Origin of the sequence: Thermocrispum municipale DSM 44069 (assembly GCF_000427825.1) — a bacterium.
In the GTDB taxonomy this organism is placed as follows: domain Bacteria; phylum Actinomycetota; class Actinomycetes; order Mycobacteriales; family Pseudonocardiaceae; genus Thermocrispum; species Thermocrispum municipale.
Map to the genome: position 1 here is coordinate 586,115 of NZ_KE386593.1, position 24,865 is coordinate 610,979.

The 24,865-nt window shown below is 68.1% G+C and carries 26 protein-coding genes; 14 read left to right on the plus strand and 12 right to left on the minus strand.

Annotated features, from left to right (window positions below):
- The first annotated feature begins 136 nt into the window (after positions 1-136).
- From YWM_RS0118170 to purL, 4 genes are all read left to right on the plus strand, one after another.
- Complete coding sequence (locus tag YWM_RS0118170) at positions 137-616, plus strand: L,D-transpeptidase (RefSeq protein ID WP_245566086.1); 480 nt, start codon at positions 137-139, stop codon at positions 614-616.
- A 110-nt stretch (positions 617-726) separates the two neighbouring features.
- Complete coding sequence (gene purS, locus YWM_RS0118175) at positions 727-966, plus strand: phosphoribosylformylglycinamidine synthase subunit PurS (RefSeq protein WP_028851876.1); 240 nt, start codon at positions 727-729, stop codon at positions 964-966.
- Positions 963-1,643 carry a phosphoribosylformylglycinamidine synthase subunit PurQ gene (gene purQ, locus YWM_RS0118180; RefSeq protein ID WP_028851877.1) on the plus strand — a complete coding sequence of 227 codons (681 nt, stop codon included), beginning with the start codon at positions 963-965 and terminating at the stop codon, positions 1,641-1,643. The genes purS and purQ overlap by 4 nt, the downstream gene beginning before the upstream one ends.
- Positions 1,640-3,919, plus strand: coding sequence for a phosphoribosylformylglycinamidine synthase subunit PurL (purL, locus tag YWM_RS0118185; protein ID WP_028851878.1), 2,280 nt, complete (start codon positions 1,640-1,642; stop codon positions 3,917-3,919). The genes purQ and purL overlap by 4 nt, the downstream gene beginning before the upstream one ends.
- Before the next feature lie 108 nt (positions 3,920-4,027).
- Here the strand turns inward: purL and YWM_RS0118190 are convergent, their stop codons facing one another.
- Positions 4,028-4,234: a hypothetical protein gene (locus YWM_RS0118190; protein WP_028851879.1), complete on the minus strand. Its 207-nt coding sequence runs from the start codon at positions 4,232-4,234 to the stop codon at positions 4,028-4,030.
- A gap of 303 nt (positions 4,235-4,537) precedes the next feature.
- Between YWM_RS0118190 and YWM_RS0118195 the strand changes: the two genes are divergently transcribed.
- Complete coding sequence (locus YWM_RS0118195) at positions 4,538-5,383, plus strand: GntR family transcriptional regulator (RefSeq protein WP_028851880.1); 846 nt, start codon at positions 4,538-4,540, stop codon at positions 5,381-5,383.
- Complete coding sequence (locus YWM_RS0118200; RefSeq protein ID WP_028851881.1) at positions 5,380-6,048, plus strand: HAD family hydrolase; 669 nt, start codon at positions 5,380-5,382, stop codon at positions 6,046-6,048. The genes YWM_RS0118195 and YWM_RS0118200 overlap by 4 nt, the downstream gene beginning before the upstream one ends.
- 63 nt (positions 6,049-6,111) lie before the next feature.
- Here YWM_RS0118200 and mgtE read toward each other — a convergent pair whose 3' ends face one another.
- From mgtE to YWM_RS0118225, 5 genes are all read right to left on the minus strand, one after another.
- Entirely contained in the window at positions 6,112-7,443 is a 1,332-nt protein-coding gene (gene mgtE, locus YWM_RS0118205) for a magnesium transporter (RefSeq protein WP_028851882.1), read from the minus strand.
- A 132-nt stretch (positions 7,444-7,575) separates the two neighbouring features.
- Positions 7,576-8,229, minus strand: a complete 654-nt coding sequence (locus YWM_RS0118210) for a hypothetical protein (protein WP_028851883.1) — start codon at positions 8,227-8,229, stop codon at positions 7,576-7,578.
- 124 nt (positions 8,230-8,353) lie between these two features.
- The gene (locus YWM_RS0118215; protein ID WP_028851884.1) at positions 8,354-9,400 is read right to left on the minus strand and encodes a hypothetical protein; all 1,047 of its coding nucleotides are present in this window, start codon (positions 9,398-9,400) and stop codon (positions 8,354-8,356) included.
- Between the two features lie 329 nt (positions 9,401-9,729).
- On the minus strand, positions 9,730-10,572 hold the full coding sequence (locus YWM_RS0118220; RefSeq protein WP_084612509.1) for a lysozyme: 843 nt from the start codon (positions 10,570-10,572) through the stop codon (positions 9,730-9,732).
- Positions 10,573-10,774: 202 nt separating this feature from the next.
- Entirely contained in the window at positions 10,775-11,557 is a 783-nt protein-coding gene (locus YWM_RS0118225; RefSeq protein WP_425426582.1) for a lysozyme, read from the minus strand.
- A 184-nt stretch (positions 11,558-11,741) separates the two neighbouring features.
- On the opposite strand from YWM_RS0118225, the gene YWM_RS0118230 reads away from it, so the two are divergent.
- On the plus strand, positions 11,742-12,122 hold the full coding sequence (locus YWM_RS0118230; RefSeq protein WP_043661504.1) for a sterol carrier family protein: 381 nt from the start codon (positions 11,742-11,744) through the stop codon (positions 12,120-12,122).
- A 63-nt stretch (positions 12,123-12,185) separates the two neighbouring features.
- Here the strand turns inward: YWM_RS0118230 and YWM_RS0118235 are convergent, their stop codons facing one another.
- Complete coding sequence (locus YWM_RS0118235; RefSeq protein ID WP_156914831.1) at positions 12,186-13,016, minus strand: SAM-dependent methyltransferase; 831 nt, start codon at positions 13,014-13,016, stop codon at positions 12,186-12,188.
- Between the two features lie 307 nt (positions 13,017-13,323).
- Here YWM_RS0118235 and YWM_RS0118240 point away from each other — a divergent pair, with 307 nt between their 5' ends.
- On the plus strand, positions 13,324-14,211 hold the full coding sequence (locus YWM_RS0118240) for a helix-turn-helix domain-containing protein (protein ID WP_028851889.1): 888 nt from the start codon (positions 13,324-13,326) through the stop codon (positions 14,209-14,211).
- Positions 14,212-14,626: 415 nt separating this feature from the next.
- Here YWM_RS0118240 and YWM_RS0118245 read toward each other — a convergent pair whose 3' ends face one another.
- A complete protein-coding gene (locus tag YWM_RS0118245) occupies positions 14,627-16,003 on the minus strand; it encodes a hypothetical protein (RefSeq protein WP_028851890.1) in 1,377 nt (458 codons plus the stop codon).
- A gap of 450 nt (positions 16,004-16,453) precedes the next feature.
- Between YWM_RS0118245 and YWM_RS0118250 the strand changes: the two genes are divergently transcribed.
- The 4 genes from YWM_RS0118250 to purM all read left to right on the plus strand — a co-directional run bounded on the left by YWM_RS0118250 (position 16,454) and on the right by purM (position 19,780).
- Positions 16,454-16,690, plus strand: a complete 237-nt coding sequence (locus YWM_RS0118250; protein ID WP_028851891.1) for a DUF397 domain-containing protein — start codon at positions 16,454-16,456, stop codon at positions 16,688-16,690.
- Entirely contained in the window at positions 16,674-17,048 is a 375-nt protein-coding gene (locus tag YWM_RS0118255) for a hypothetical protein (protein WP_245566088.1), read from the plus strand. Before YWM_RS0118250 ends, YWM_RS0118255 begins: the two co-directional genes overlap by 17 nt.
- A gap of 97 nt (positions 17,049-17,145) precedes the next feature.
- Positions 17,146-18,666 carry an amidophosphoribosyltransferase gene (gene purF, locus YWM_RS0118260; protein WP_211232521.1) on the plus strand — a complete coding sequence of 507 codons (1,521 nt, stop codon included), beginning with the start codon at positions 17,146-17,148 and terminating at the stop codon, positions 18,664-18,666.
- Between the two features lie 34 nt (positions 18,667-18,700).
- Positions 18,701-19,780 carry a phosphoribosylformylglycinamidine cyclo-ligase gene (purM, locus tag YWM_RS0118265; protein ID WP_028851894.1) on the plus strand — a complete coding sequence of 360 codons (1,080 nt, stop codon included), beginning with the start codon at positions 18,701-18,703 and terminating at the stop codon, positions 19,778-19,780.
- 224 nt (positions 19,781-20,004) lie between these two features.
- On the opposite strand, the gene YWM_RS0118270 is transcribed toward purM, so the two are convergent.
- On the minus strand, positions 20,005-20,199 hold the full coding sequence (locus YWM_RS0118270; protein WP_028851895.1) for a DUF3073 domain-containing protein: 195 nt from the start codon (positions 20,197-20,199) through the stop codon (positions 20,005-20,007).
- Between the two features lie 203 nt (positions 20,200-20,402).
- Between YWM_RS0118270 and YWM_RS0118275 the strand changes: the two genes are divergently transcribed.
- A complete protein-coding gene (locus tag YWM_RS0118275; RefSeq protein ID WP_028851896.1) occupies positions 20,403-21,293 on the plus strand; it encodes a DUF8083 family protein in 891 nt (296 codons plus the stop codon).
- Between the two features lie 162 nt (positions 21,294-21,455).
- Here the strand turns inward: YWM_RS0118275 and YWM_RS0118280 are convergent, their stop codons facing one another.
- Positions 21,456-22,010, minus strand: a complete 555-nt coding sequence (locus YWM_RS0118280; protein ID WP_028851897.1) for an RsiG family protein — start codon at positions 22,008-22,010, stop codon at positions 21,456-21,458.
- A 72-nt stretch (positions 22,011-22,082) separates the two neighbouring features.
- Positions 22,083-23,216 (minus strand): CAF17-like 4Fe-4S cluster assembly/insertion protein YgfZ, encoded by a 1,134-nt coding sequence (gene ygfZ, locus YWM_RS0118285; RefSeq protein ID WP_028851898.1) that lies wholly within the window; start codon positions 23,214-23,216, stop codon positions 22,083-22,085.
- Between the two features lie 37 nt (positions 23,217-23,253).
- Between ygfZ and YWM_RS0118290 the strand changes: the two genes are divergently transcribed.
- A complete protein-coding gene (locus tag YWM_RS0118290) occupies positions 23,254-24,087 on the plus strand; it encodes an aminodeoxychorismate lyase (RefSeq protein ID WP_028851899.1) in 834 nt (277 codons plus the stop codon).
- Here the strand turns inward: YWM_RS0118290 and YWM_RS0118295 are convergent.
- A complete protein-coding gene (locus YWM_RS0118295; RefSeq protein WP_028851900.1) occupies positions 24,084-24,698 on the minus strand; it encodes a heme-binding beta-barrel domain-containing protein in 615 nt (204 codons plus the stop codon). The two genes, YWM_RS0118290 and YWM_RS0118295, sit on opposite strands and share 4 nt — an antisense overlap.
- Positions 24,699-24,865: the final 167 nt, after the last annotated feature.

Consider the following 24,865-nt stretch of genomic DNA (forward strand, 5'->3'; position numbering starts at 1 on the left):
CCCGGGGCGCCGATGGCGAGCGAACTCGCTGGCAGCAGAACCGGCTGGACACGCTCCGCAGCGGTAACACTACACTGCGATGTCTCGATGATCCGGTCACGTTGATCACGGCCGTCGGCGGACAGGGAGGCCTGCGATGAGCCCGGTGAGAAGCCTCGTGCGCAAGGGGGCGGCGCTGCTGGCCGCGCTGCTGGTCAGCTTCGCGACGGTGCTCGTGCTGACGCCGGCGGCGTCCGCAGCGTCCGGCGGATACGGCAGCTGGCCGTGCAGCAAGACATGGGCGTCGCGGGCCTGTGTCGACCTCAGCGCCAAGCGCGCATGGCTGAAGTACAAGGGCTCGAGCACGATCTACGGCCCGGTGCGCATCGCGTCCGGCAAGCCGGGCTACCGCACGCCGACCGGCACGTTCACCGTGAAGTACAAGCGGAAGAACTACTGGAGCCAGCAGTACGACGGGCCGATGCCGTACTCGGTGTTCTTCACCTGGCAGGGCCACGCGTTCCACTACGGCAGCGTGCAGTCGGGCTCGCACGGGTGCGTTCGCCTGACCAAGACCCCGGCGCGCAAGTTCTTCTTCCACCTTCAGGTCGGCGACAAGATCCAGATCGTGCCCTGAGCGCAGCGGGCAGCGGCGCGCCTCACACCAGCGGGAACCGAGCTCGAGAACGACGGCCGAGGTCGGCTACGCTCGGCTTGTCCCCTTCCCCGCCATTTTCGGGAGTTCGTGTGGCTCGGGTCGTCGTCGACGTCATCCCCAAACCGGAGATCCTCGACCCTCAGGGTCAAGCCATCGTCAAAGCGCTGCCGCGCCTCGGGTTCACCGGGGTGAAAGACGTGCGGCAAGGCAAGCACTTCGAGTTGGAAGTGGATGACGAGGTGGATGACGCCACCCTGGCGAAGATCGCCGAGAGTTTTCTGTCCAATCCCGTCATCGAGGACTACGTGGTGCGGCGGGTGGAGTCGTGAAGATCGGCGTCATCACGTTCCCCGGCACGCTGGACGACGTCGACGCAGCCCGCGCGGCCCGTGCGGTCGGCGCGGAGGCCGTGTCGCTGTGGCACGCCGACGACGACCTGCGGGGTGTGGACGCCGTGGTCGTGCCTGGCGGCTTTTCCTACGGTGACTACCTGCGCGCCGGCGCGATCGCACGCTTCGCGCCAGTCATGCAGTCCGTGGTGGACGCGGCCCGTGGCGGGATGCCGGTGCTCGGTATCTGCAACGGCTTCCAGATCCTGTGCGAAGCGGGACTGCTGCCCGGCGTGATGTTGCGCAACGTCGGCCTGCACTTCGTGTGCAAGGACCAGTGGTTGCGGGTGGAGAACACCGAGACGGCCTGGACCACGCGGTTCGACACCGGCGCCGACATCCTCATCCCGGTGAAGAACATCGACGGCCGCTACACCGCCTCCGCCGAGACGGTCCGTGAGCTGGAGGCGGAGGGTCGTGTGGTGTTCCGCTACGTCGACGGCAACCCGAACGGCTCGATCAACGACATCGCGGGCATCTGCAGCGCGAACCGCCGGGTGGTCGGCCTGATGCCGCACCCGGAGCACGCCATCGACGCACTCACCGGCCCGTCCGACGACGGCCTCGGCGTCTTCTACTCGGTGCTGGACGCGACTCGCTCCCTGGTGACGGCATGACCGAGATCGACACCGTCGAGAAGGCGGCCACCGACCCGGAACGCCCGCAGCCGTACGCCGAACTCGGGCTGAAGGACGACGAGTACGCCCACATCCGCGAGATCCTCGGCCGCAGGCCGACCGAGGCCGAGCTGGCCATGTACTCGGTGATGTGGAGCGAGCACTGCAGTTACAAGTCGTCGAAGGTGCACTGGAAGCACTGGAAGGCGAACACCACCCCGGAGATGCAGGCCAAGATGCTGGCGGGCGTCGGGGAGAACGCGGGCGTGGTGGACATCGGCGACGGCTGGGCGGTCTCGTTCAAGGTCGAGTCGCACAACCACCCGTCGTACGTCGAGCCGTATCAGGGCGCGGCCACCGGCGTCGGTGGCATCGTGCGCGACATCATCGCCATGGGCGCGCGGCCGCTGGCGGTGATGGACCCGCTGCGGTTCGGCGCGGCCGACCACCCGGACACCAAGCGCGTGCTGCCCGGTGTGGTCGCGGGCATCGGTGGCTACGGCAACTGCCTCGGCCTGCCCAACATCGGCGGTGAGGTCGTCTTCGACCCGTCGTACCAGGGCAACCCGCTGGTCAACGCCATGTGCATCGGTGCGATGCGCACCGAGGACCTGCACGTGGCGAAGGCCTCCGGCGTGGGCAACAAGGTCATCCTGTTCGGCGCCCGCACCGGCCTGGACGGTATCGGCGGCGTGTCCGTGCTGGCGTCGGAGACCTTCTCCGACGACGAGGACGCGGCGAGCCGCAAGAAGTTGCCGTCGGTGCAGGTCGGCGACCCGTTCACGGAGAAGGTGCTGATCGAGTGCTGCATGGAGCTGTTCGCCCAGCGGCTGGTGGTCGGCATCCAGGACCTCGGCGGCGCCGGGCTGTCGTGCGCCACGTCGGAGCTGGCCTCCGCCGGTGACGGCGGCATGCACGTCGAGCTGGACAAGGTGCCGCTGCGCGCCGGCGGGATGACGCCTGCCGAGATCCTCTCGTCGGAGTCGCAGGAGCGCATGTGCGCGGTCGTCCGGCCTGAGGACGTCGAGGCCTTCATGGCGGTCTGCAAGAAGTGGGACGTGCTGGCCACCGAGATCGGCGAGGTCACCGACACCGGCAGGCTGGTCATCACCTGGCACGGCGAGACCGTCGTGGACGTCCCGCCGCGGACCGTGGCGCACGAGGGCCCGGAGTACCACCGGCCGATCGCGCGCCCCGCGGACCAGGACGAGCTGCAGGCGGACGACCCGGCGAACCTGCCACGGCCGTCGACGCCGGAAGAGCTGCGCGAGACGCTGCTGCAACTCATCTCGTCGCCGAACCTGGCGTCGAAGGAATGGGTGACGTCGCAGTACGACCGCTACGTGCGGGGCAACACCGTGCTGGCGCAGCCGTCGGACGGCGGCATGATCCGCATTGACGAGGAGACCGGGCGCGGCGTGGCGGCGTCCACCGACTGCAACGGCCGGTACGTGAAGCTCGACCCGTACGTCGGCACGCAGCTGGCGCTGGCCGAGGCCTATCGGAACGTGGCCACCACGGGCGCGACCCCGCTGGCGGTGACCAACTGCCTGAACTTCGGTTCGCCGGAGGACCCGGGCGTGATGTGGCAGTTCGAGCAGGCGGTCAAGGGCCTCGCCGAAGGCTGCCGGGAGCTGGGCATCCCGGTGACCGGAGGCAACGTCAGCTTCTACAACCAGACCGGCTCGACCGCGATCCTGCCGACCCCGGTCGTCGGCGTGCTCGGCGTGATCGACGACGTCCGCCGCCGTATCCCGACCGGTATCGGCGCGGAGGCGGGCGAGACCCTGATCCTGCTCGGTGAGACTCGTGACGAGTTCGGCGGCTCGGAGTGGGCGCACGTCGTGCACGGGCACCTCGGCGGCAGGCCGCCGCAGGTCGACCTGGCCAGGGAGAAGCTGCTGGCGGAGATCCTGGTCGCGGGTTCGCGCGACGGGTTGCTGTCCGCCGCCCACGACCTGTCCGAGGGCGGGCTGGCCCAGGCGCTGGTGGAGACCGTGCTGATCGGGCAGACCGGCGCGCGCATCATCCTGGACGAGGACCAGGACCCGTTCGTCCAGCTGTTCTCCGAGTCGGCTGGCCGGGTACTGGTCGCGGTGCCGCGCACCGAGGAGCTGCGGTTCACCGAGATGTGTACCGCGCGCGGGCTGCCGTGGCGGCGTACCGGTGTGGTGGACCCGGAGTCGGGCGAGCTGGAGATCCAGGACGTGGCGACCTTCCCGCTGGAAGAGCTGCGGCAAGCCTGGGAAGGCACGCTGCCCGCGCTGTTCGACTGACGCGAAGGCACAACGAAACTCGGCGGCCCGGCCGCGGGGCTCAGCCTCGTGGCCGGGTGTCGTGTGGCGGCTTGCAGGCGCTCCAGCTCCAGGGCCAGCATCGAGCGGTCATGTGTCGGAATCGTGTTCACCTCTGAGGCCCAGCCTCTCGTTACGCCCTCTGGCGTGACGTACCAGCGATGCCGTGTCCTCCAGCAGCACAGCCAGTTCTGCGGCGCGGTCGGCCGTCAGACTCCCCACGTCACGGGCCACGCTGTCCAACGCCCACTGCAGCTGACGGAGCACGACGGCCAGCACCACGTCTTCGTCGCTCACGGAGCATGCTCCTGGTGAACGCCAGTGCCCGGCCACAATCCGCATCTGGCACACACATACTGCGGATGCCAGTACTCGTACGCATGACGAGTCCGCATCCACTCTTCGCGGCTCGACGGCCAGTCCTCACGAACCTTCGACGTTTTCTCGGCTGAGCCGCGCAATCGTTCTGTCGTCATCCCGCGGAAGTCCTTCTTCAAGCATCTTGTCTAGCTTACCTAGATAACGCTACCTACCTAGCTTGGCTAGTCAAGCTGCATTAGTCAGCCGAGGGAAAGCAGGAAGTCGCCTAGACTTCGCCACGTGGACGCACTCGACCCGGATGACCCCCGACCGCCTTACCTGCAAGTAGCGAACGCACTACGCGCGGCGATCCTGACACGCAAACTAGAACCGGGTGAGAAGCTTCCTTCAGGCCCTCAGCTAGCCAAGCGCTACGGAGTCGCCCGCATGACGATCCAGCAAGCGATCCGAGTCCTCCGCGACGAAGGTTTGGTCATCTCGCGGCAGGGAAGCGGCGTGTTCGTACGAGCGCGAACGGAGCGGCCTGTCGGCCTGCGCCCTCATCTTGAACGAGCGTTCACGGAGCCACACGTCTCAATCGATTTCGTGGGCTTTTCCGGAGAGACACTACACGGAGCGATCGCCGAACCTCTGGACAAAATCCGCGCTGGGGCCCTCATGCCCGAATCGATAACTCTGCGCATCCTGGTCCCCGACCCGGCTCGCCCCTGGAGTCTGCCATCACGTGTCGAGGACATGGCCGATAGCCCTGCTTTCCGTACGCGCGCTCGAAGGATCATGGAGCGCCACACTGAAGCCGTTGTCGACGCGGTCGATGAGCTCGGCAAGCTTGGCCTCGTCAAAGAAGCGCACGCCGAGGTCCGGGTCTGTCCGACCGTGCCACTCTTCAAGCTTTACTTGATCAACGACACGGAGGTGTTCTTCGGCTTCTATCCCGTGCGCGAACATACGGTCGAACTGGCTGGTGAACCTACTCCCATGTGGGACTTGATGGGCAAAGACGCCCTGCTGTCGCACCTCGCCATCCACCCCGATGACGACGACGTCGGGTCACAGTTCGTCAAGCAGTCGCGCACCTGGTTCGACAGTATGTGGAACACCGTTGCACGGGGGCTGTCCGAATGACCGCCGCGGCTCGACTGATCAGGTCGGCCAACTGCGTTCTGCTCGACTTCGACGGTCCGGTGTGCTCGGTTTTCAGCAGCATACCGGCTCCCGATGTCGCACGCCGACTGCGTGCCGAGCTGACCGGCCCGCTGCCGCCCGCCGTGACGGAGGCGTCTGATCCGTTCGTCGTCCTTCGATACGCGGCCACCCAGGGGCGAGCCGACGACATCGACGCCTTGCTCACCTCGCTTGAGGTGCGATCGGTACAGGCGGCCAAACCGACCGACGGCATTGCTCATCTGCTTTCCGCACTCGCGACCGTGGGTGTCCCCGTCTGCCTCGTGACGAACAATTCCACGGCAGCGGCTCGGACCTTTCTGGACAAGCACGATCTCGGTCGTCATGTCGACACTGTGGTCGGGCGGGTGCCCGGCCGGCCCGATCTGCTGAAGCCGCATCCACACCTGGTGCGTACCGCGATGGCACGCCACGGAATGTGGCCCGGACAATGCGTGCTGGTGGGCGACTCCGTCAGCGACGTCCAGGCCGCTCGAAACGCCGGAACACGGGTGATCGCCTACATCAACAAACCACACAAACGCACTCGGCTACATGCCGCAGGCCCGGACGCGACCGTGGCGTCCATCGCCGATCTGACCCGAAGTCTGTCCACTCTGACCTAGGTTCCAGCGCGGCCCGCGCGCGGCAACGTCCTGCCCGGCGAAGCCGGCCGAGCATGCGGCGACTCAAATACCCAGCACCGCTCGGGCGATCAGGAAGTAGATGATCAGGCCGGTGGCGTCCACCAGCGTGGTCACCAGCGGCGCGGACACCACCGCGGGGTCGATCCCGACCCGCTTGGCCAGCAGCGGCATGGTCCCGCCGATCATCGCTGCCCACACGCAGATCACGATGAGGGACAGTGCCACCGCCGTGGCGATGGATGTGTTCGCGACCAGGGACGCGAAGATGAACGCGACGGTGGCGAGCGCGATGCCGACCAGCAGTCCGACGCGCGACTCCCGCAGCGCCACGCGGAGGACGTCTCTGCCGCGTAGTTCACCGACGGCCAGCGCGCGCACGGCCGCGGTCGCTGCTTGCGCACCGCTGTTGCCGCCGGTGCCGACCAGCAGCGGGATGAACGCCGCCAGCTGCACGACCTTGGACAACGTCGACTCGAACGCCTCGAGCACACCGACGGTCAGCGTCGCGGCCACGATCAGCAACAGCAGCCAGACCACGCGCGAGCGGGCGAGCGCGAGCACGCTGACCGCCATGTAGTGGCCGGCCCATGGCTCCGCACCCGACTGACGGGCGACGTCCTCGGTGTCCGCCGCTTCGATTACGTCGAACGCGTCGTCGATGGTCAGCACACCGACCACCCGGTCCTCGCTGTCCACCACGGTCAGCGCGAGGACGTTCAGGTCCTGCAGCAAGCGGGCGGCTTCCTCGGCGTCGTCGGTGGTGTGCGCGCCGGGCTGGTCTTCGTGGGCCAGCTCACGGACCGTCTGGTTCGGATCGGCCAGCACCAGCTCCCGCAGCGTCACGTAGCCCAGGTAGCGCCTGCTGTTGTTCACGACCGGCAGGGTGTAGATCGTTTCGGCGTCCGGCCCGCGGCGACGGACGAGTTCGAGGGCTTGCCGCACGGTGAGCTCCTCGCGCAGGACCAGCGCCTCGGGGCTCATGATCCGGCCGACCGTGCCGTCCTCGTAGCCCAGCAGCGCAGCGGTCATCTCCCGCTCGCGGGGCGACAGGCCGGCCAGCACGCGCCGGGTGAACTTGGCGGGCGCTTCACCGAGCAGGATCGCCCGGTCGTCCGGGTCCATCGCCTCGACGAGTTCGCGGAAGGCCTTGTCCCGCAGCCCTTCGAGGATCTTCTGCTGGTCGACCGGATCCAGCTCCTCGAACACCGCGAGCGCCTTGTTCTTGTCCAGCAAGCGGAACAGCAGCACCGCTTGGATCGCGTCCCGCCGCGCCAGCTCGTCGGCGACGACGTGCGGCGGATGCTCTTCCAGCCACCGCTGCATGCCCGCCACGTCGTTGTCGCCCACCAGCTGCTGCAGCTCGTCCACGCCCATGGAACCTCCGGTACCTCGCCGTGACGACCTTACGGCGGTGTTCCCCATCCTGCGCCGCAGCCGACCCGCACTCGACGAGGGAATGCCCGCACGACCGGTTGGCCGTGCGGGCATCACGTGCGCTGGTGTTCGTCAGTAGAAGTGGAACCCGTCCACGCACCACGTGCCCTTGCTGAGGTCCCACGAGTCTTCGGGCAGATCGAACGTCACCGAGACGAACCCCTTGGCGTTCGGCTCGTCGGACCTCGATCCGATGAGATCGGTCGACGCTTTCATGCCGGAATCGGCGGTCGTCTCCCCCATGACGATCTTGGGCTGCCATTTCATGATGGTCTCGACCAACCTGTTGTCCCCGTCGCAGAACAGCGCGCGGGTGCCCGCCGCGACCCCATTGTTGATCTTGTCGACGAGCTGCTTCGCCAGCTTCCTGCCCGCTTCGAGCGCGTCGGCCTCGGTGGGCATGCCGGATATCTCGGGGGTGGACGGACGCTCGGCTTTCACATCGGACTCCTGCGCCGGAACGATCGTCATCCCGCCCCAGCACCATTCCCCGTCCAGCTTGGCCAGCCTGGCGTAGGCGCTGAACGGGGCGCCGGACATGGTCAGGGTCATGTCGAACTTGGCCTCGTCCTCGTTGACCTGACGGATCTCGCCGACCAGGTCCACCGAGTCCGCATCGGTTTCGCCGACCACGCCCTTGAGCTTCTCCTTGGCGTCCGGGCACATCAGGTTTTCCAGCGCGCCGACGTCGCCTTCCTTCAAGGCCATGATGATGCGGTCGGCCACGATCTCCGGGCTGGAGGCGTCCTCGCTCGGTTCCTCCGGCGGGGCTGCCCTGGTACGGGTAGCCCTGCCCCTGGTGATACGGGTCGTACGGATTCGTCATCGTTCCAATCGGTTCAGGGCTTCGTCACGAGAAGTAGAAGATGCCGACACACCATCTCGAGTCGTCCTGCCGCGCCGCCACCAGGCCTGTCGCGGAAGAGTTGGTCGACGTCGAGCCGGTCACCCGCATCGTCACGTAGGTCGGGCTGCCCGTCGCCTCGCCGAGAATCATGCGCGGGTTCTTGGACAGCGTGCTGTCGACGAGGCTGCCGAGCGGCTCCGAACAGAGCAGCGCCTTGGCGCCACCGGCGTCCTTGCTGTTGATCTTGTTGACGAAGTCGTTGATGACTTGCTTGGCCGCTTCCGGCGGCACGTTCGACTGTCCCGGATCGGGGAGGGAGGAGATGTCGGGCGGGTTCGGCCCGTTCGGTGGCGGGACGTCGATGTCGCCGCCGCCACCACCGCCTGTGCCCATGCTGACCCCTTGCCAGCACCAGCCGTCGTCCTTCTTGAGCATCGTGCCGGTGGCGGTCATCGTGGTGCCGCGGGCGGTGATGGAAACCTGCGCGCTGGCTTGGTTGTCCATCTGCTGGACGTCGCCCGCCAGCTTGGCGGAGTCGACCTGCGGAACCATGTTGATCGCGCTGGTGACGGTGGGTTCGGCGGTCGCACACTTGAGTGCGTTGAGGCCTTCGGCGTTCTTGTTGTTCAGTTCCGCGACGATCTTGTCCGCCAACGCCTGCGGGCTCGACTTCGGGTCGTCGCCGCCACCGCCGCCGCTGTCGGACTTCTCGTCGTCGGAGAGGAAGAACCCGGGGGCGACGAATCCGGTGATGCCGAGCGTGCCCAGCACCAGGACGACGACCGCGACGATGGCGACGATCATTCCGGTGTTGGACTTCTTCGGCGGCTGAGGCGGATAACCGCCGCCGGTCGGATATCCACCCGTGGGCGGGTAATCACCACCGGCAGGAAAGCCGCCGGTGTTCGGATAGCCGCCACCAGCTGGGAAGCCGCCGGTGGACGGGTACTGCTGCTGGTCGTAATAGCCGCCCTGCTGCTGGTATCCCTGCCCTCCCGGGTAGGGATTCTGCTGATAACCCTGGTTGTAGGGGTCGTGCGGATTCGTCATGGCGTTCCGATCGGTTCGAGAAGTGGCGGAGTGACGTCTCCGTCGACGCCCTTTCCCGAAATCGTCGTGCCAGGGCAGGACGAATCGGAGCCGTGGGGCCGCCGGCCTCGGCCGGCTCTCGGCGAAAGGGAATCGGACATCGGGCCTCCCCGCGCTGCTTGCGAGCTCCGACGCCGCGAGTGACGTGACGGTTCCCCGTGCCGTCCGGTGCTCGACAGAATCTTGCCTGGTGACGCCCGGTGACGTGCAGTGGGTACGAAAAGGTACGACAAGCGTCGGCCCGCCGGACGTTTTTGCCGCCCGGCGGGCCGAGGGGGTGGTCGGAAAAGTCAGCCGTTGTTGGCCAGCACCCGCAGTCGTTCGATCGAACCGTTCCACCGGTTCTGGTCGATCGGGCTCGAGGTGTACTGCCAGAACGACCACACGCTCCAGCCGGACGGCAACGTGCCGACCGAGTCGTTGTACCGCGCGACCCACAGCGGCACCGTGTTCTGCAGGCCGTGGCCGCTACCCACGCACTGGTTCCACCAGCTGGTCGAGGTGTAGATCACCGGCCAGCGACCGGTCCGCGCGTGGTAGGTGTCGTGGAAATCTTTGATCCACGCCTGCATCTGCGACTTGGTCAAGCCGTAACAGGTCGGGCCGTACGGGTTGTATTCCATGTCCAACGCCGCCGGAAGCGTTTGATTGTCCGCCGACCATGCGCCACCATTGTCCGCCAGGAAGTTCGCCTGCGCCTTTCCGCTGGAACGGTCCGGCAATGCGAAGTGATAAGCGCCGCGGATGAATCCCTTGTTGAACGAGCCGACGTACTGCTGCGCGAAGTACGGGTTCTTGTAGCCGGTGCCCTCGGTGGCCTTGACGTACGCGAACCGCTTGCCCTGGTTCCACCAGTAGTTCCAGTCCACGTTTCCTTGGTGGCCGCTGACGTCGATGCCCGCGACGGTCGCGGCCGCGGAGACGTCGGACGGCGCCGCCTGCGCTGTGCTCTGCCCGCCCTCGTGCTTGCGGATCTGCGAGCCCATCGGGTGGTCGTATTCGGCCACGTAACGGTCGATGTCGGACGGCGTCGCCTCCGCTGCGGTCGCCGGGCCGCTGAATGTCAACGCGCTCGCCACGCATGCCGCGGCGACGGCGGCGGCACGCAGCCGCCGCGATGAGATTGTCCTCATGGGAGTGTCCTCCGTGCCCTCGTCTTGTGGCGGTTTGCAGGGTCCGCCGGGGAAGATTCTCGACGATAATCACGCGCTTGTCACGAGATCACGCAAATTTCTACAGTCCGATGTCCAAGTGGCAAAAAAATCATGAGGAAATCCGATTTCGTACACTCGGACGGAGTAGTTTTGCGTGCGCTGCGTGATGGCCGGAAGTGATTCACCCGCGAGCGAGTTTGCGCAGCTTGTCCATCGAGCCGTAGAAGTAGTTCTGATCGCCGGGCAGCGACCCGGAGTCGGAGAACTGCCAGATGGTGTGCCTGCTCCAGCCCTTGGGCAGCGCGCCGATGTAGGAGTTGTAGCGCGCTATCCACAATGGACTCTTGCGGAACGCGCCGGAGTTGCCGGTGCACAGCTTCCACCAGCTGGTCGAGGTGTAGATGACCGGCAGGCGGCCGGTGAGGTCGGCATACGTGCGCACGAATGCGTTGATCCAGGAGCGCATTTGCCGCTTGCTCAACCCGTAGCACTTGTCCTTGCCGTACGGGTTGTATTCCATGTCCAGCGCGCCGGGCAGGGTGCGGCCGTCATTGCGCCAATTGCCGCCGTGTCGCACGAAGTACTTGGCTTGGGTACCGCCGCCGCTCACGTCCGGGCGAGCGAAGTGGTAGGCGCCGCGGATCAGGCCCACCCTGGCGGCACCGTTGTATTGCTGCGCGAAATGCTTGTTGCGGTATCCGGTGCCCTCGGTGGCCTTGATGTAGCTGAATTTCGCCCGCTTCTTCTTCACCAGATACCAGTTGACCTCGCCCTGCCAGCGGCTGACGTCGTTGCCGAGTGGGCGGTGGCGTTTCGGCGGACTGCCGCGCAGCCTGCCTTCGTGCTTGGCGATCTGGGAACCCGCGTGGTGCTCGTCGGCGTGCGCGTACGGATCCGACGGCTGCGCGGCGGACAACGTATCGGTGGCGGTCGACGGGTGTGCGTGGGCGATCGGGGTGAGCACGGTGGCGGCCAGCGAGGCGCTCGCCGCCGCCGCAACCGCACGTCGGATGGAAAGCGGCACGGGCCCTCCCTGGTCGTAGCGATCGGTGGTGAACATTTCTCACGATGACCGGGGTGATCGATTTCAGCGACTCGAGTGGTCACCTGATGGGCTGACGGTCGGTGTCGCCAGGCATGCTTGAGCCATGGCAGTGACGTCGGATCCAGTGCGGTTGCGGCAGGCCATGCAGGCCGTGGTGGAGTGGCTGGACGGCGAGCCGGACGCCGCCGAGCCGTCCCGTGCTCAGCTGGCCGAAGCCGTGCGGTTGAGCTTGCACGCGTTGGCGGCGGACGCGCCGGGGCGGACGGTCGAGGTGCGGGTCCCGCCGTTCGCCGCGGTGCAGTGCATCGAGGGGCCCCGGCACACCAGGGGGACGCCGCCGAACGTGGTGGAGATGCAGCCGCGGACGTGGCTCGAGTTGGCGCTGGGCAGGCGCGACTGGCAGAGCGCAGTCGACAGTGGCGCGGTCAGCGCGTCGGGCACACGCGCCGATCTGAGTGGCTTGTTGCCGCTCGTGCGCCTGTGACAAGAAAGCGGCCGGTCGCACCATGCGGTGCCACCGGCCGCCGAGCGTCTGGTCGCAAGCTGACTACGGCTTACGGCCGACGGCCCCCGCGATGCAGTGCTGGGTGCCGATCAGCGGCTTGACCCGCGGCCCGTCCGGCCACCAGTCCACGCAGCGCACCCAGCCCGGCTCGACCAGCTCCAAGCCCTCGGTCAGCTGCTCGAGTTCGCGCATCGGACGGAACGCGCCGGCGCCCAGCGGGCTGTTCACCATGACCTGCTCGATCCGCCGCGCGGTCTCGGAGTGCTCGTTCTCCGGGTCGAGGAAGTGTGTGATGCCGACGTAGGAGCCCGACGGCAGTGCGTCGATGTACTCCTTCATGATCCCGGCAGGCACGTCGATGTCGGCGTTGATGTGGTGCATCGTGCCGAAGTGCAGCAGCGCCAGCGGCTTGGAGAAGTCGATGTGCTTGCGCACGACCTCGTTCTGCAGCACTTCCTGGGGCTTGAAGATGTCCGCGCCGACCAGGTGGGTGAGGTCGTTGTCTTCCAGCATGGCCCTGCCGTGCGCGAGCACCACCGGGTCGTTGTCGATGTAGACCACGGTGGCGTGCGGGTTGATCCGCTGCACCACCTCGTGCACGTTCTCCGCCGCGGGCAGGCCGGAGCCGCAGTCGAGGAACTGGTCGATGCCGGTCTGCTCGGCCAGGAAGCGGCAGGCCCGGATGAGGAACCCACGGTTCTCGAACGCCACGTGCGCCGCTTCCGGGGCGACCTGCAGGATCTTCTCCTTCAGCGCGCGGTCCACCGCGTAGTTGTCCTTGCCGTTCAAGAAGGCGTTGTAGACCCTGGCGATGCTGGGCTTGGTCGGGTCGACGCCCACGGGGACTTGGGCCGGTTGCAGGGAATCGGTCATCGCTTTACCTCACGAGCGGGATTCGAAGGTCGACCGACGGCAGCGGGCGGCCGCCGGCGGTGCGCTTTGTGCGGTCGCTACTGAGCCGCGGTCGCCCGCCTTGCTTGCCGTCATGCTCACGGTGGTGCTGCGGTCCGACCACTGGGTCGGACGGGTGACAGCGGACATCACGGCCTCACGGGATCAGTAGTGTGGGTCACACGAAGCGTATCGGTCATGCTCACCGGGTGATTAGCGGCTTTCCCTTGACCGATTTGCCCGCTGAGGTACGCTCGGTTATCGGTCAACCGCATGCTGCGACGGAAGGATGGCCATGCCACCGCAGCCCGCACGTGAGACCGAGTCGGCTCAAGGCGGGCCGACGGTCCGACGCATGGTGCTCGGTGCTCAGTTGCGCCGACTGCGCGAAGCCGCCGGGATCACCAGGGCGCAAGCGGGCTACGCCATCCGCGGTTCCGAGTCCAAGATGAGCAGGCTCGAGCTGGGCCGCGTCGGCTTCAAGAAGCGGGACGTCGCGGACCTGCTGACCATGTACGGCGTTCACGACGAGCGGGAACGCGCCCAGCTGCTGGCGATGGCCGAAGAGGCCAACAAGCCCGGCTGGTGGTACCGCTACAACGACCTGTTGCCGTCGTGGTTCACCGACTACGTCGGCCTGGAGGAATCCGCCTCCCGTATTCAGACGCTCGAGCTGCAGTTCGTGCCGGGCCTGTTGNAGACCGAGGAGTACGCGCGTGAGGTGGCCAGCCACGGCCGCAAGGAGTGGGTGACCGAGGAGGTCGAGCGCCGCATCGCGTTGCGCATGCAGCGGCAGCGCATTCTCACCAGGCCGAATCCGCCCAAGCTGTGGGCGTTCCTCGACGAGTCGGTGCTGCACCGGCCGATCGGCGGGCCTGCGGTGATGAAGAGGCAGCTGGAGGCGCTGCTCGAGTGGACGAGGATGCCGCACGTCACGCTGCAGGTGCTGCCGTACGAGCGTGGTGGTCACGCCGCCGAGGGTGCGTTTGCGCTGCTCCGGTTCGCCGAGGCGGAGTTGCCGGACGTCGTGTACATCGAGCACCTCAACGGCGCGCTGTATCTGGACAAGCCGGAGGAGCGCGAGCCGTACAGCCGGGCGATTGACCGGTTGGCGGTGGACTCCGAGACGCCTGCGCAGAGCCGCGCGATGATCGAGAAGGCGCTCGCCGCGCTGTAACCTGCGCGTTCTTCGCGATGTCCCGGGTGCGGGCCGCGCTGCAGTGGACGAATCCTTGACGCCCGCAGTCCGCGCTGTCTCTCCAACAACGGTGCTGCGTCGAGATCGCCGCCAGATCGCCCGCAGGCTGCCTTCGCAGCGTCGAACAGGGTTCTGCTGGCCGGTCTCGGGACTGCGCGCGATACAGGGGCGCTCAGCCGCTCCGCTCGTCCCGCGAGCCCGGTGAAGGATTGTCGACGGCAGCCGGCGCGCGAGCAACGCGGGATCGGTGCTGACCCGCCGCGGCGCACGCCGAGCGGCCGCGTTCCCGGGGGGTCACGCTCGCGCTCGTCGACCACGCTGAGCGCCGTGAGTGGGTCAGTGGTCCGGCGGGTGCGGAGAGCTGGTCAACGGTCCGGCGGGTGCGGAGAGTGGATCAGTGGTCCGGCGGCGGGTCCGCCGGGTTGGGGACCGCCGCCGCCATGCCGTACTTCGCGCGCCGGACGTGGTCGACTCGCTGGCGCTTCCACACCAAGTAGACGAGCCAGACGAGTACCGGGATCAGTGCGGCGCCGACCCACCACAGCGGTTCGTCGCTGTCGGAGAGCACCATGAGCGTCGGCACGACGAACGCCAGCATCATCACCCCGGACAAGGCCCTGACGGCGACGATGTTGGTCGCCGCGACCGCCGGGTCGTCGCTCAGCATGGCGTCGCGGAACAGGGCCGTCGGATTGCGCACCGCGTTGACCGGCCACACCACGAACACACTGATCACGAGGGCCGCGATCAGCGAGAACGCGAACCCGCCGAGCAAGGACATGAAGATCGTCTCGGCCAGCGATCCGTCGATGACGTTGATGGCGCCGCTCTCGCCGGAGAACCAGTAGTGCCGCAGGTAGGCGTCCGGGCGCTGGTGCGCCAGGACGCGATCGTGCAGCACCGGGATCCGAGTGAGGATGACGTGCACGATCGTCAACGGCGGGACGGTCACCGCGGGCACGAGTACCCCGCGAAGCAAGGTGGCGAGCATGTATCCGGCCCGCTCGTCCGGACGCCAGGTCGTCTGCAGCGCGGCCCACGCGGTGACCGGAACCCCGGGGAAGATGAACAGGAACCCGATCAGTCCCAACTCTCCGGCCGGGTCCGCGGCGAGGATCCGGAACGCCGGCACGGCGATCAGCACGCTGAGGGCGAAAACCACCCAGGTCGACGGTGACATCAGCCGACGCCAGAACCCGTCGGACACGCGCGTCACCGGTACCAGGCCGCGATCACGCTCCGGTTTGCCCGCGACCGCCTGTACGGCGGATGCCGCACTGCGACCGACGTCCTGCAGGCCTGCTCGTACGCGACGTCTGGCGAGGACCACGATCAGGCCGACGGCGGCCAGCACGACTCCGATCGCAGCCGTCGACGCAGCGAGATACGCGAAGTCGATGGCGAACGGGATCCCGTTGAGTACCCGGGGCAGTGCGCTCCCGGCGATGCCCGCGTCGTCAGCCATCAGGGACACCATGAGGAAGGAGGCCACGCCCCCGACGGCGGTGACGGCGGCCAGTACGTAGCCGCGGCGCCCGCCTCGATCTCCGGAGCGCAGCCAATGGCGCGCGCGCTTCACGACGGTGACGAGCAGCAGCACGAGCAGGATCAGCGTCAGCGCGAATGCCACCGGTGACCTGCGCGGGAATGCCGTACCGAACAGGGGTGCCAGCACAGCCGCGATCACCAGGCCGCACGTCAGCGCCGTGTAGTGACGCGATCCGGCCTGCTTGTTCGCCGACTGCGACCCGTCCGGGGTCGCCGTATCCATTGGTGCACCCCTTCGTGACGGCGACCGGCCCACGGACCGTCCGTGCACACCTTTACGCAGCCGCGCGGGGCGACGCTATCACCGACGCGCAGGGGTCACCGGTTGTGCGACCGGGGGAGCCTGTGTCCCGCATCGGTGGTCTGCGGGCTGAGGCGCTGGTGGAACCGGGGTGCGACGAAATGGGGTCAGGTTCGTCACCGGGCGCCGCGCCGACCGGTCGGAAAGCCCACGAAGCAGCCCGATTTGTCCTGTTCGCACACGGTCGTACTCGTTGGTCCGATCAGCCCAACGACCGCTCGAGGTCCTCTGGTCAACCGTTTATCGAAAAGTGGCCAAAGCCGGACGCATAACGTCTGTTGCGCTCCGCGGTGATCATGTTACTGTGCGCTCGCACGCTCAGATGCACGTGCATCTGCAGGCCGCGAATGAAAAGTCGGGAAGGTAGGGATCATGGCGAACATGGTCTACAACGGCATGCCGGCCACTGAGCTCGACGTGCAGTGGCGCAAGAGCAGCCGGAGTGGCGCGCTCGGCAACTGTGTCGAGGTGGCGCGTCTGGCCGACGGCGCGATCGCCGTCCGCAACTCTCGCTTTCCGGAGGGTCCCGCGCTGATCTACACCCCGGCTGAGATCGCTGCGTTCGTCGAAGGCGCCAAGGATGGCGAGTTCGATGACTTCGCGCGCTGACGAACCCATCTACTCCCGGCAGCTGCGCCTGCTGGTCGAGCGCGGCTTTCGGTTCGTGCATCCCACCGACGCCTCCGGTGAGCTGGCCGCGGTGGTGGGGGTCCGCATCCACCACGACGTGATCGACGTGGTGAAGCTGCGCAGCGAGACCGACGTGAGCGCGATGCGGATGCCCGCGGACGAACCCGATGTGATGGCGCCGCGCCGGGTGCTGTGGCAGTCCTCCGGCGCCGTGACCCGCGTGCTCGACGAGGTCCTCTCGCTCCCGGACAACACCGGTGAGCAGGCCGAAGCCGCTCGTGGATGCTGGCTTCCGGTCGACCACCGGACGTCCAAGTGGGTGCCGGCCAGCGCGTGATATGCACGACTGACGCCGCTCGAAGCGCTCCTGCGCGGACGGAACGCCCGTACACTGGCCTGGACCGGTTGCCTCCGTTCGCGCAGGAGCAGTGAGAGTGTCCACCACAGACGCCCAGCTTCCGGAGCAGGAGCCGCGTGAGGAATGCGGCGTGTTCGGGGTTTGGGCGCGAGGTGAAGAAGTCGCCAAGCTCGCCTACTACGGCCTCTACGCCTTGCAGCACCGCGGCCAGGAAGCCGCTGGTATCGCGGTGTCCGACGGCTCGCAGATCGTCGTCTTCAAAGACCTCGGGCTGGTGTCCCAGGTCTTCGACGAGCAGGTGCTCTCGTCGTTGGAGGGTCATATCGCCGTCGGCCATTGCCGCTACTCCACCACCGGGGGCGGCCGCTGGGAGAACGCCCAGCCGTCGTTCCAGACCACCGAGGCGGGCAGCAGCATCGCCCTCGGCCACAACGGCAACCTGGTCAACACCGCCGAGCTGGCCGACCGCGTCCGCCGGCTCGGCCTCGATTCCCGCACCGCAGCCACCACCGACTCCGACGTCCTGACCACGTTGCTGGCCGCCGAGGCCACCGACAAGGGGGTCGAAGCCGCTGCACTGGACCTGCTTCCGAAGGTGCGCGGCGCGTTCTGCCTGGTTTTCTCGGACGAATCGACGCTGTACGCCGCGCGTGACCCGTACGGCATCCGGCCGCTGGTGCTCGGCCGCCTCGAGCGCGGATGGGTCGTCGCGTCGGAGACCGCGGCGCTGGACATCGTGGGCGCCTCGTTCGTCCGCGAGGTCGAGCCCGGTGAGCTGCTGGCCATCGACTCCGACGGCCTGCGTTCCAGCCGGTTCGCCAACCCGAATCCCAAAGGCTGCCTGTTCGAGTACGTCTATCTGGCACGCCCGGACACCACCATCGCGGGCCGCGGCGTGCACGCCACCCGGGTGGAGATCGGCCGCAAGCTCGCGGTCGAAGCGCCCGCCGAGGCGGATCTGGTCATCCCGGTCCCGGAGTCCGGCACCCCGGCGGCCATCGGCTACGCGCAGGCCAGCGGCATTCCTTATGGCCAAGGCCTGGTGAAGAACGGCTACGTGGGCCGCACGTTCATCCAACCGTCGCAGACCATTCGCCAGCTGGGCATCAGGCTCAAGCTCAACCCGCTGCGGGACGTCATCCGAGGCAAACGGCTGGTCGTGGTGGACGACTCCATCGTGCGCGGCAACACCCAGCGCGCGCTGGTCCGGATGCTGCGCGAGGCGGGCGCCGTCGAGGTGCACGTCCGGATCGCCGCGCCGCCGGTGCGCTGGCCTTGTTTCTACGGCATCGACTTCGCCTCCCGGGCCGAGCTGATCGCCAACGGCACGGACCTGGAGGGCATTCGGCGTTCGATCGGCGCGGACACGCTGGGCTATGTGTCCCTGGAGGGCCTGGTGGCCGCCAGTGAGCAGCCACGCAGCAGGCTGTGCGCCGCATGCTTCGACGGTGAGTACCCGATCCCGCTGCCCGACGAGGCCAAGATCGGCAAGCACCTGCTGGAGGACATCCAGAAGGGCGTGGAAGGGGCGAACGGCATCTCGTCCCCGGTGGTTGCGAACGGATACGGTGCCGAGGACGCGTTGCAGCGTCCCTGACACCCAGATGATGTCCCGAGACGGAAGGCAATCGGTGAGTACACCGACCGACACCCCACGATCCAGCTACGCGGCCGCAGGCGTCGACATCGCCGCGGGGGAAGAAGCCGTTGAACGCATCAAGCCGTACGCGCAAGCGGCGCAGCGGCCCGAGGTACTCGGTGGTATCGGCGGCTTCGCCGGGTTGTTCCAGCTGAAACTGGACCGGTGGACCGAGCCGGTGCTGGCCTCCTCCACCGACGGCGTGGGCACCAAGATCGCGGTCGCGCAGGCGATGGACGTGCACGACACGGTCGGCATCGACCTGGTCGCGATGGTGGTCGACGACCTGGTCGTGTGTGGCGCCGAGCCGTTGTTCCTGCAGGACTACATCGCGATCGGCAAAGTCGTGCCGGAGAAGGTCGCGGCGCTGGTGAAAGGCATCGCGGAAGGCTGTCGGCAGTCCGGAGCCGCGCTGCTCGGTGGCGAGACGGCCGAGCATCCGGGCGTGATGGAGCCGCACGCCTATGACCTGTCCGCGACCGGTGTCGGCGTCGTGGAGGCGGCCGACGTGCTGGGGCCGGAGCGGGTGCGGCCGGGCGACGTGGTGATCGGCATGGGCTCCAGCGGCCTGCACTCCAACGGCTACTCGCTGGCCCGCAAAGTGCTGCTGGACGACGCCCGCATGCCGCTGAGCGGTCATGTCGAGGAGTTCGGCCGGACGCTGGGTGAAGAACTGCTCGAGCCGACCAGGATCTACGCCAAGGACTGCCTGGCGCTGGTCGCCGAGGCGCAGATCCGGACGTTCGCGCACGTCACCGGAGGCGGGCTGGTGGCCAACCTGGAGCGGGTCATGCCGCGCGGGCTCACCGCGGTGTTGGAGCGCGCCACCTGGACCCCGCAGCCGGTGTTCAAGATGATCGCGCAGCGCGGCAAGGTCGAGACCGCCGAGATGGAGAAGACGTTCAACATGGGCGTCGGCATGGTCGCGGTGGTGGACCCGGACGACGCGGAGCGGGCCCTTGCCGTACTGACTGCCCGCCATGTGCCCGCCTGGATCCTCGGGCAGGTGCACCCCGCGGAGGACCCGGACGGGCCCCGCGCGGAGCTGCGCGGAGCCCATCCGCGCTACTGATCGACGTTCTTCCGCAGCAGAGCAGACGTGGGACGGGCCGTCGCGCGCCGACCAGGCGCACGACGGCCCATCCACGGGCCCCGTTTCAACCCACGGTCGTCATCCGCGGTGATGCCTGCGCGCGCGCCCTTCGCGTGCGACGAAGGGCGCCATCTCGCGACCGGCTACCCGACACGCTCTGGTAGCCGGTCCACGAGTGGCGCACGCTGTTGCACCACTTCCCGTCAGCGGCGGTACTCGTCCTCGTAGTCGTAGTCGTAGTCGTAGTCGTACTCCGACTCACGACCGCTGTCGGTGTCCTTGGATGACGATTTCCCGGAAAGCTCCCGCTTAAGGGCCTCCAGGTCCGTGGGGGGAGTGCTGTACTTGAGCTTCCGGGCCACCTTTGTCTGCTTGGCCTTGGCACGGCCGCGCCCCATGGCTCGACCCCCTCACACAGGGGCGGGGCGGCCGGGGGAGTCGGCGGCCCCGCATCGTCTCAACATTTTCCTACCCCCACCGTACCGTGTCCCACCTGTCGGATGCGACGCGGCTCGGCGGGTAAATCGTCACATGTGACGAAATGACTGTCCGCGGCGCCAGGCATCGCCGCGTTCCGGTGGGTCCATGACACGATGAACACGTGCTCCGCCCTTATGCCGCGTACCTGCGAGTCTATGAGCCCCTGGAGGCCTTCGGCGACCCTACCGACCCCCAACTGCTCGCGGCGGTGCGGTCGTCCCGGCTGACCAGGTCCTCCGCCGGCGACCGCGAGCGCGCGCTGTGGTTCGCGTCACAGATGAGTGCGCCGCCGAAATTGCTGCCCGGCAGCGAGCGCGCCAAGAAGTTCTCGGACGTGCTGGTGCTGTCGCCGGACGACGTGCCTGCCGGTCGCGGAGTGCAGGTGGGCCCCGGTCCGTTGGTGTGTCCGCTGGAGCTGCGGGCCAGGTCCGCCGCCGCGCTGGTCACGTTCCTGTCCGAGGCGCACCCGGTGGTCCGCACGCATGTGCTGCAGGCGAGCGGATTCGACATGGAGACCGCTCGTGCCCGGGCCACCTCGGTGCTTCGGGAGGTCCGTCAGACCGCGCTGCACGTGCTGTCGGCGACCTGGAGCATTCCGCTGCCCTGGTTCACCATGGTCGACCCGACGCACCGCAAGCTGGTGCTCGGCGAAGGGCAGCACGACCCGAAGCGGGAGGTTTCCTGGCGGGTGGCCATGGCCGACGCGCGCAAGCGGGTCGCCGAGGCGCGGGAGCTCGCCGAATCGGTGATCGGTGACGACGGCCCCACCCGGGTGTTGATCGACACCGACCGGTGGCTGGCGAACTTCCACCCGAACTCGGCGGTGGAGCTGGACTACGGCGGGCTGGTGCAGCTGATCCCGGACGAGGAACTCGCCGCGGACACCACGGCGGAGAAGGTGCACGCCGTGCTGGCCGCGCTGCACGACGGCGACGTCGAGAAGCTGGCCGAGCTGTTCGCGGGGCTGCAGGACTACTGGGGTGAGCTGGCGGCGCGGGAGCGGTTCAACTAGTCGCGCTCGGGGGTGAGCCGGCCGAGGGGAACTGGTCGCGCACGCGAGTCGGGTGTGCCGCCCGCCCGAGGAGAACTGGTCGCACGAGGCTCGGGTGAACCGTCCGCGTCCGAGGTGTTCGGCCGGCCCGCACACCGGGGTGAGCCGTCCGCGCCGGAGGAGCTAGTCGCGCTCGCGCTGCTCGGCCAGCAGCTGGTCCACCGAGGCGGTGCCCTGCGCGTAGCGAGCCGCGATCTCGGCGTTGATCGAGTCGACCACCTTCTGCACCTCGCGGCGGAACTGCGAGACGGTGGCCTCCTGCTCGGTGTAGCGGCGCAGGTTCTCGTCGAGCTCTTCATCGCTCAACGCGCCGACGTCGGTCAGGCCCGCGTCGGAGACCAATGCGTCGATCTGCCGCCTGCTGCGCTCGGTCGTCCTGGACGGCTCGAGCGGCTGGCACCGGCCCCGCTGGCCGACCGAGTCGTCGGCCAAGATGTTCTTGAGCTGGTCGATGAGGCTGCTCTCGTCGCCGGTGCGGCGCCGCCGCTGCTCGGCCTTGACGATGTCGATCCGTGCGTGCAGCAAGCGCCGAAGGTAGGACAGATCGGTCTCCTCCTGCGCCGCTTCGTCCCTGCGCTGCCGCAGATCGGCCAGCGGCAGCCGGTCCAGGTCGGTGGCGAAGTCCGGGCCGAGCACCCGGTCGATCCGCCGCCTCCCTCCGATACGCACTTCGATCACGGCGCCATCTTGCTCCAGTGGTTGCCTCGGTGCCAAGGCGGATGGTCCGGTGTCACGCGGATGGCCGCAGGATCACCTACTTTTGAACCGTTCGAGTGTCTCCCGGCCCGCGCCGACGTGCTCGGGCGGCTCGGAATCCGGGTCGATGGCGGCCTGCACCACGCGGTCCTCGACGCCGGTGAGCAACTCGGCTTCGGTCGGCACCGACCGTTTGACCAGCGCCAACGCGATCGGACCGAGTTCGTGGTGCTGGATCACCGTGCCGACCCGGCCCACCGTGCGGCCACCGAGTTCGACCGGGTCGCCGGTCTCCGGCAGGACCTCAGGGGAGCCGTCCAGGTGCAGCAGCACCATCCGGCGCGGCGGCCTGCCGACGTTGAAGACCTTCGACACGGTCTCCTGGCCGCGATAGCAGCCCTTGGCCACGTGGGCCGCCGAACCGATCCAGTTGACCTCGTGCGGGATCGCCCGCTCGTCGGTGTCCACCCTCACCCGCGGGCGCAGCGACTCCACGCGGAGCGCGTCGAACGCCCAGCTGCCCGCGGGACGCGCGCCCGCGTCGGCCAGCCGCTGGAACCAGTCGGCGACCTCGGCGCGGGGCACCAGCAGGTCGTACGAGCCCTTCCCCGGCCACGGCATGCGCCGGACCACGACATCACCCGACAGCGTCGAGGCGTACGGATCGCTTCCGGCTGCCAGGCCGGCAGAAGCGAGGACCTCACCGGCGTCCGGGCCCAGAACGCTCAGCACGGCCCGTTCGGCGGTCTCGTCGGTGACCGTGACCGCTGACCAGAACCGCATCGCGTCGAGGTACTCCAGCAGCGATTGCGGGCCACCCTTGGGCAATGCGCTGGTCACCTGCACACCGGGGTCGGCGTCCAGCCACACCGTCGGCTCTTCGGCCTCCGGGTAGGCCAGCGTCATGTGCGCCTCGATGCGTCCGTGCGCGTCCAGGATCAACGCCTCGGTCCCGCTGCCCACCGGCAACTCGCTCACGTGCTGGGAAATCACCAGGTGCAGCCAGGACAGCCGGTCGGCGCCACGGACGGCCAGCACCTGCCGGTGCGAGCGGTCCACCACCGCCGCACCGCGGGCCGCCGCGCGCTGTTCGGCGAACGGATCGCCGAAGTGCCACGGCACGCCGGCTTCCGGGTGGTCGTCCGGGGGTGCCACGGCGCGCGGCCGGGCAAGGTTCGGGGAGTTCACAAGCCTCCTAGTGCCGGATACCTCTACCCTGACGATTATGCGCTCGCTGGTATTCCTCGATGGCCGCACCGCAGATCCGGACGCCCCGCAGATCAGGGTGGACGACCAAGTCGTGCAGCGCGGCGACGGCGTGTTCGAGACGATCCTGGTGCGTCACGGCAAGGCCAGGGAGCTCGGGCCGCACCTGAAGCGGCTGGCCCGCTCCGCCGAGATGCTGGACCTGCCGGAGCCGGACCTGGCGGCGTGGGAGCGAGTCAGCCAGGCGGTCATCGACAACTACCGCGGCGGTCCCGAGATGGCGCTCAAGCTCGTCTACACCCGCGGCGTGGACGGCGTGCCCACCGGCTTCGGGCTCGGCTCGCCGATCGAGGAGAAGGTCGTGCGGCAGCGCGCGGAAGGCGTTGCCGTGGCGACGCTGGAGCGCGGGCTGGATCCGTCGCTGACGGAGACCGCGCCGTGGTTGCTGATCGGCGCCAAGACGCTGTCATACGGCGTGAACATGGCCGCGGTGCGGGAAGCGCAGCGCAGGGGCGCGGACGACGCGGTGTTCGTCTTCGGCGAGCAGATTCTGGAGGGCCCCACGTCGTCGGTCGTCATCGCCAAGGACCGCACGCTGTACACGCCGCCGCCGTCCATGGGCATCCTGCCTGGGACGACGCAAGCCGCCGTGTTCCGCGCCGCGGAGCGCGCCGGCTGGGGCACGAAGGTCGAGCAGTTGCGGGTGGCCGACCTGCTGGCCGCCGATGCGGTGTTCCTGACCTCGTCGGTGCGGCTGATCACGCGGGTGCACACCCTCAACGGGCAGCAGCTGCCGGACGCGGCCGAGCTGCACCGCGAACTGAACGCGCTGTACGAGGCGGAGTACGCCTAGCCGACGACGCGCTCCAGACGTGCGGACGTGTGCGGCTGGAGCGACTGGCCCGCCATGGCGCGCTCCTCGACGTAGCCGAGGTCGCCGTCGCCGATGATCCCGTAGAGCCGCTTGGCAGCGGTGACTTCTTTCGCGGAGACCGTCCGGACCACCGCGTCCGTGCCCATCTCCCAGGACGTCTGGGTGCGCGGCTTGCCGTAGAACACCTCGAGGATCCCCGTGTTGTGCGCCAGCAGCAGCTCGAACGACCCGTCGGGCTGCGGCCGCCACCAGCCGGTCTCCCGCGCTGCCATGCGCAGCACGTTGCCCTCGGCGTCGAGCAGCCAGGAGCGCGCCTCGTGGTAGAGGAACGGCCGTCCGTCGTGGGCGATGGTGACCTGCTGGGCGAACGTGCGCGGGCCCTCCATGGTCGGGTAGTCGACCTGGCCCTCGCCACGCCAGACACCGATCAACGGCAGCAGCGGCAGGCACGCGTCGTGCAGGTTCGGGCCCTCCCGCAGGTTGGCCGTGTCGCCGTCGATCGGCAGGCCGTCCAGCTGCGGGATGTTGCGCCACCGGGTGAGCTTGGCTCGTTCGGCGGCAGCCTCGATCGCTTCGTTGCCGTCGGTCATCGGTTGCGGATCAGCCGTTGTAGAGCCGGTACACGACGTAGCCGGCGAACCACGTGACGGCCACGATGGCCAGGATCAGCAGTGAGGTGAACAGGATCTCCACGGACTCGATCCTAGGTGAGGGATCCACCCGGCGCGCCGACGGCCGTCCCGAGTTTGTCCGATCC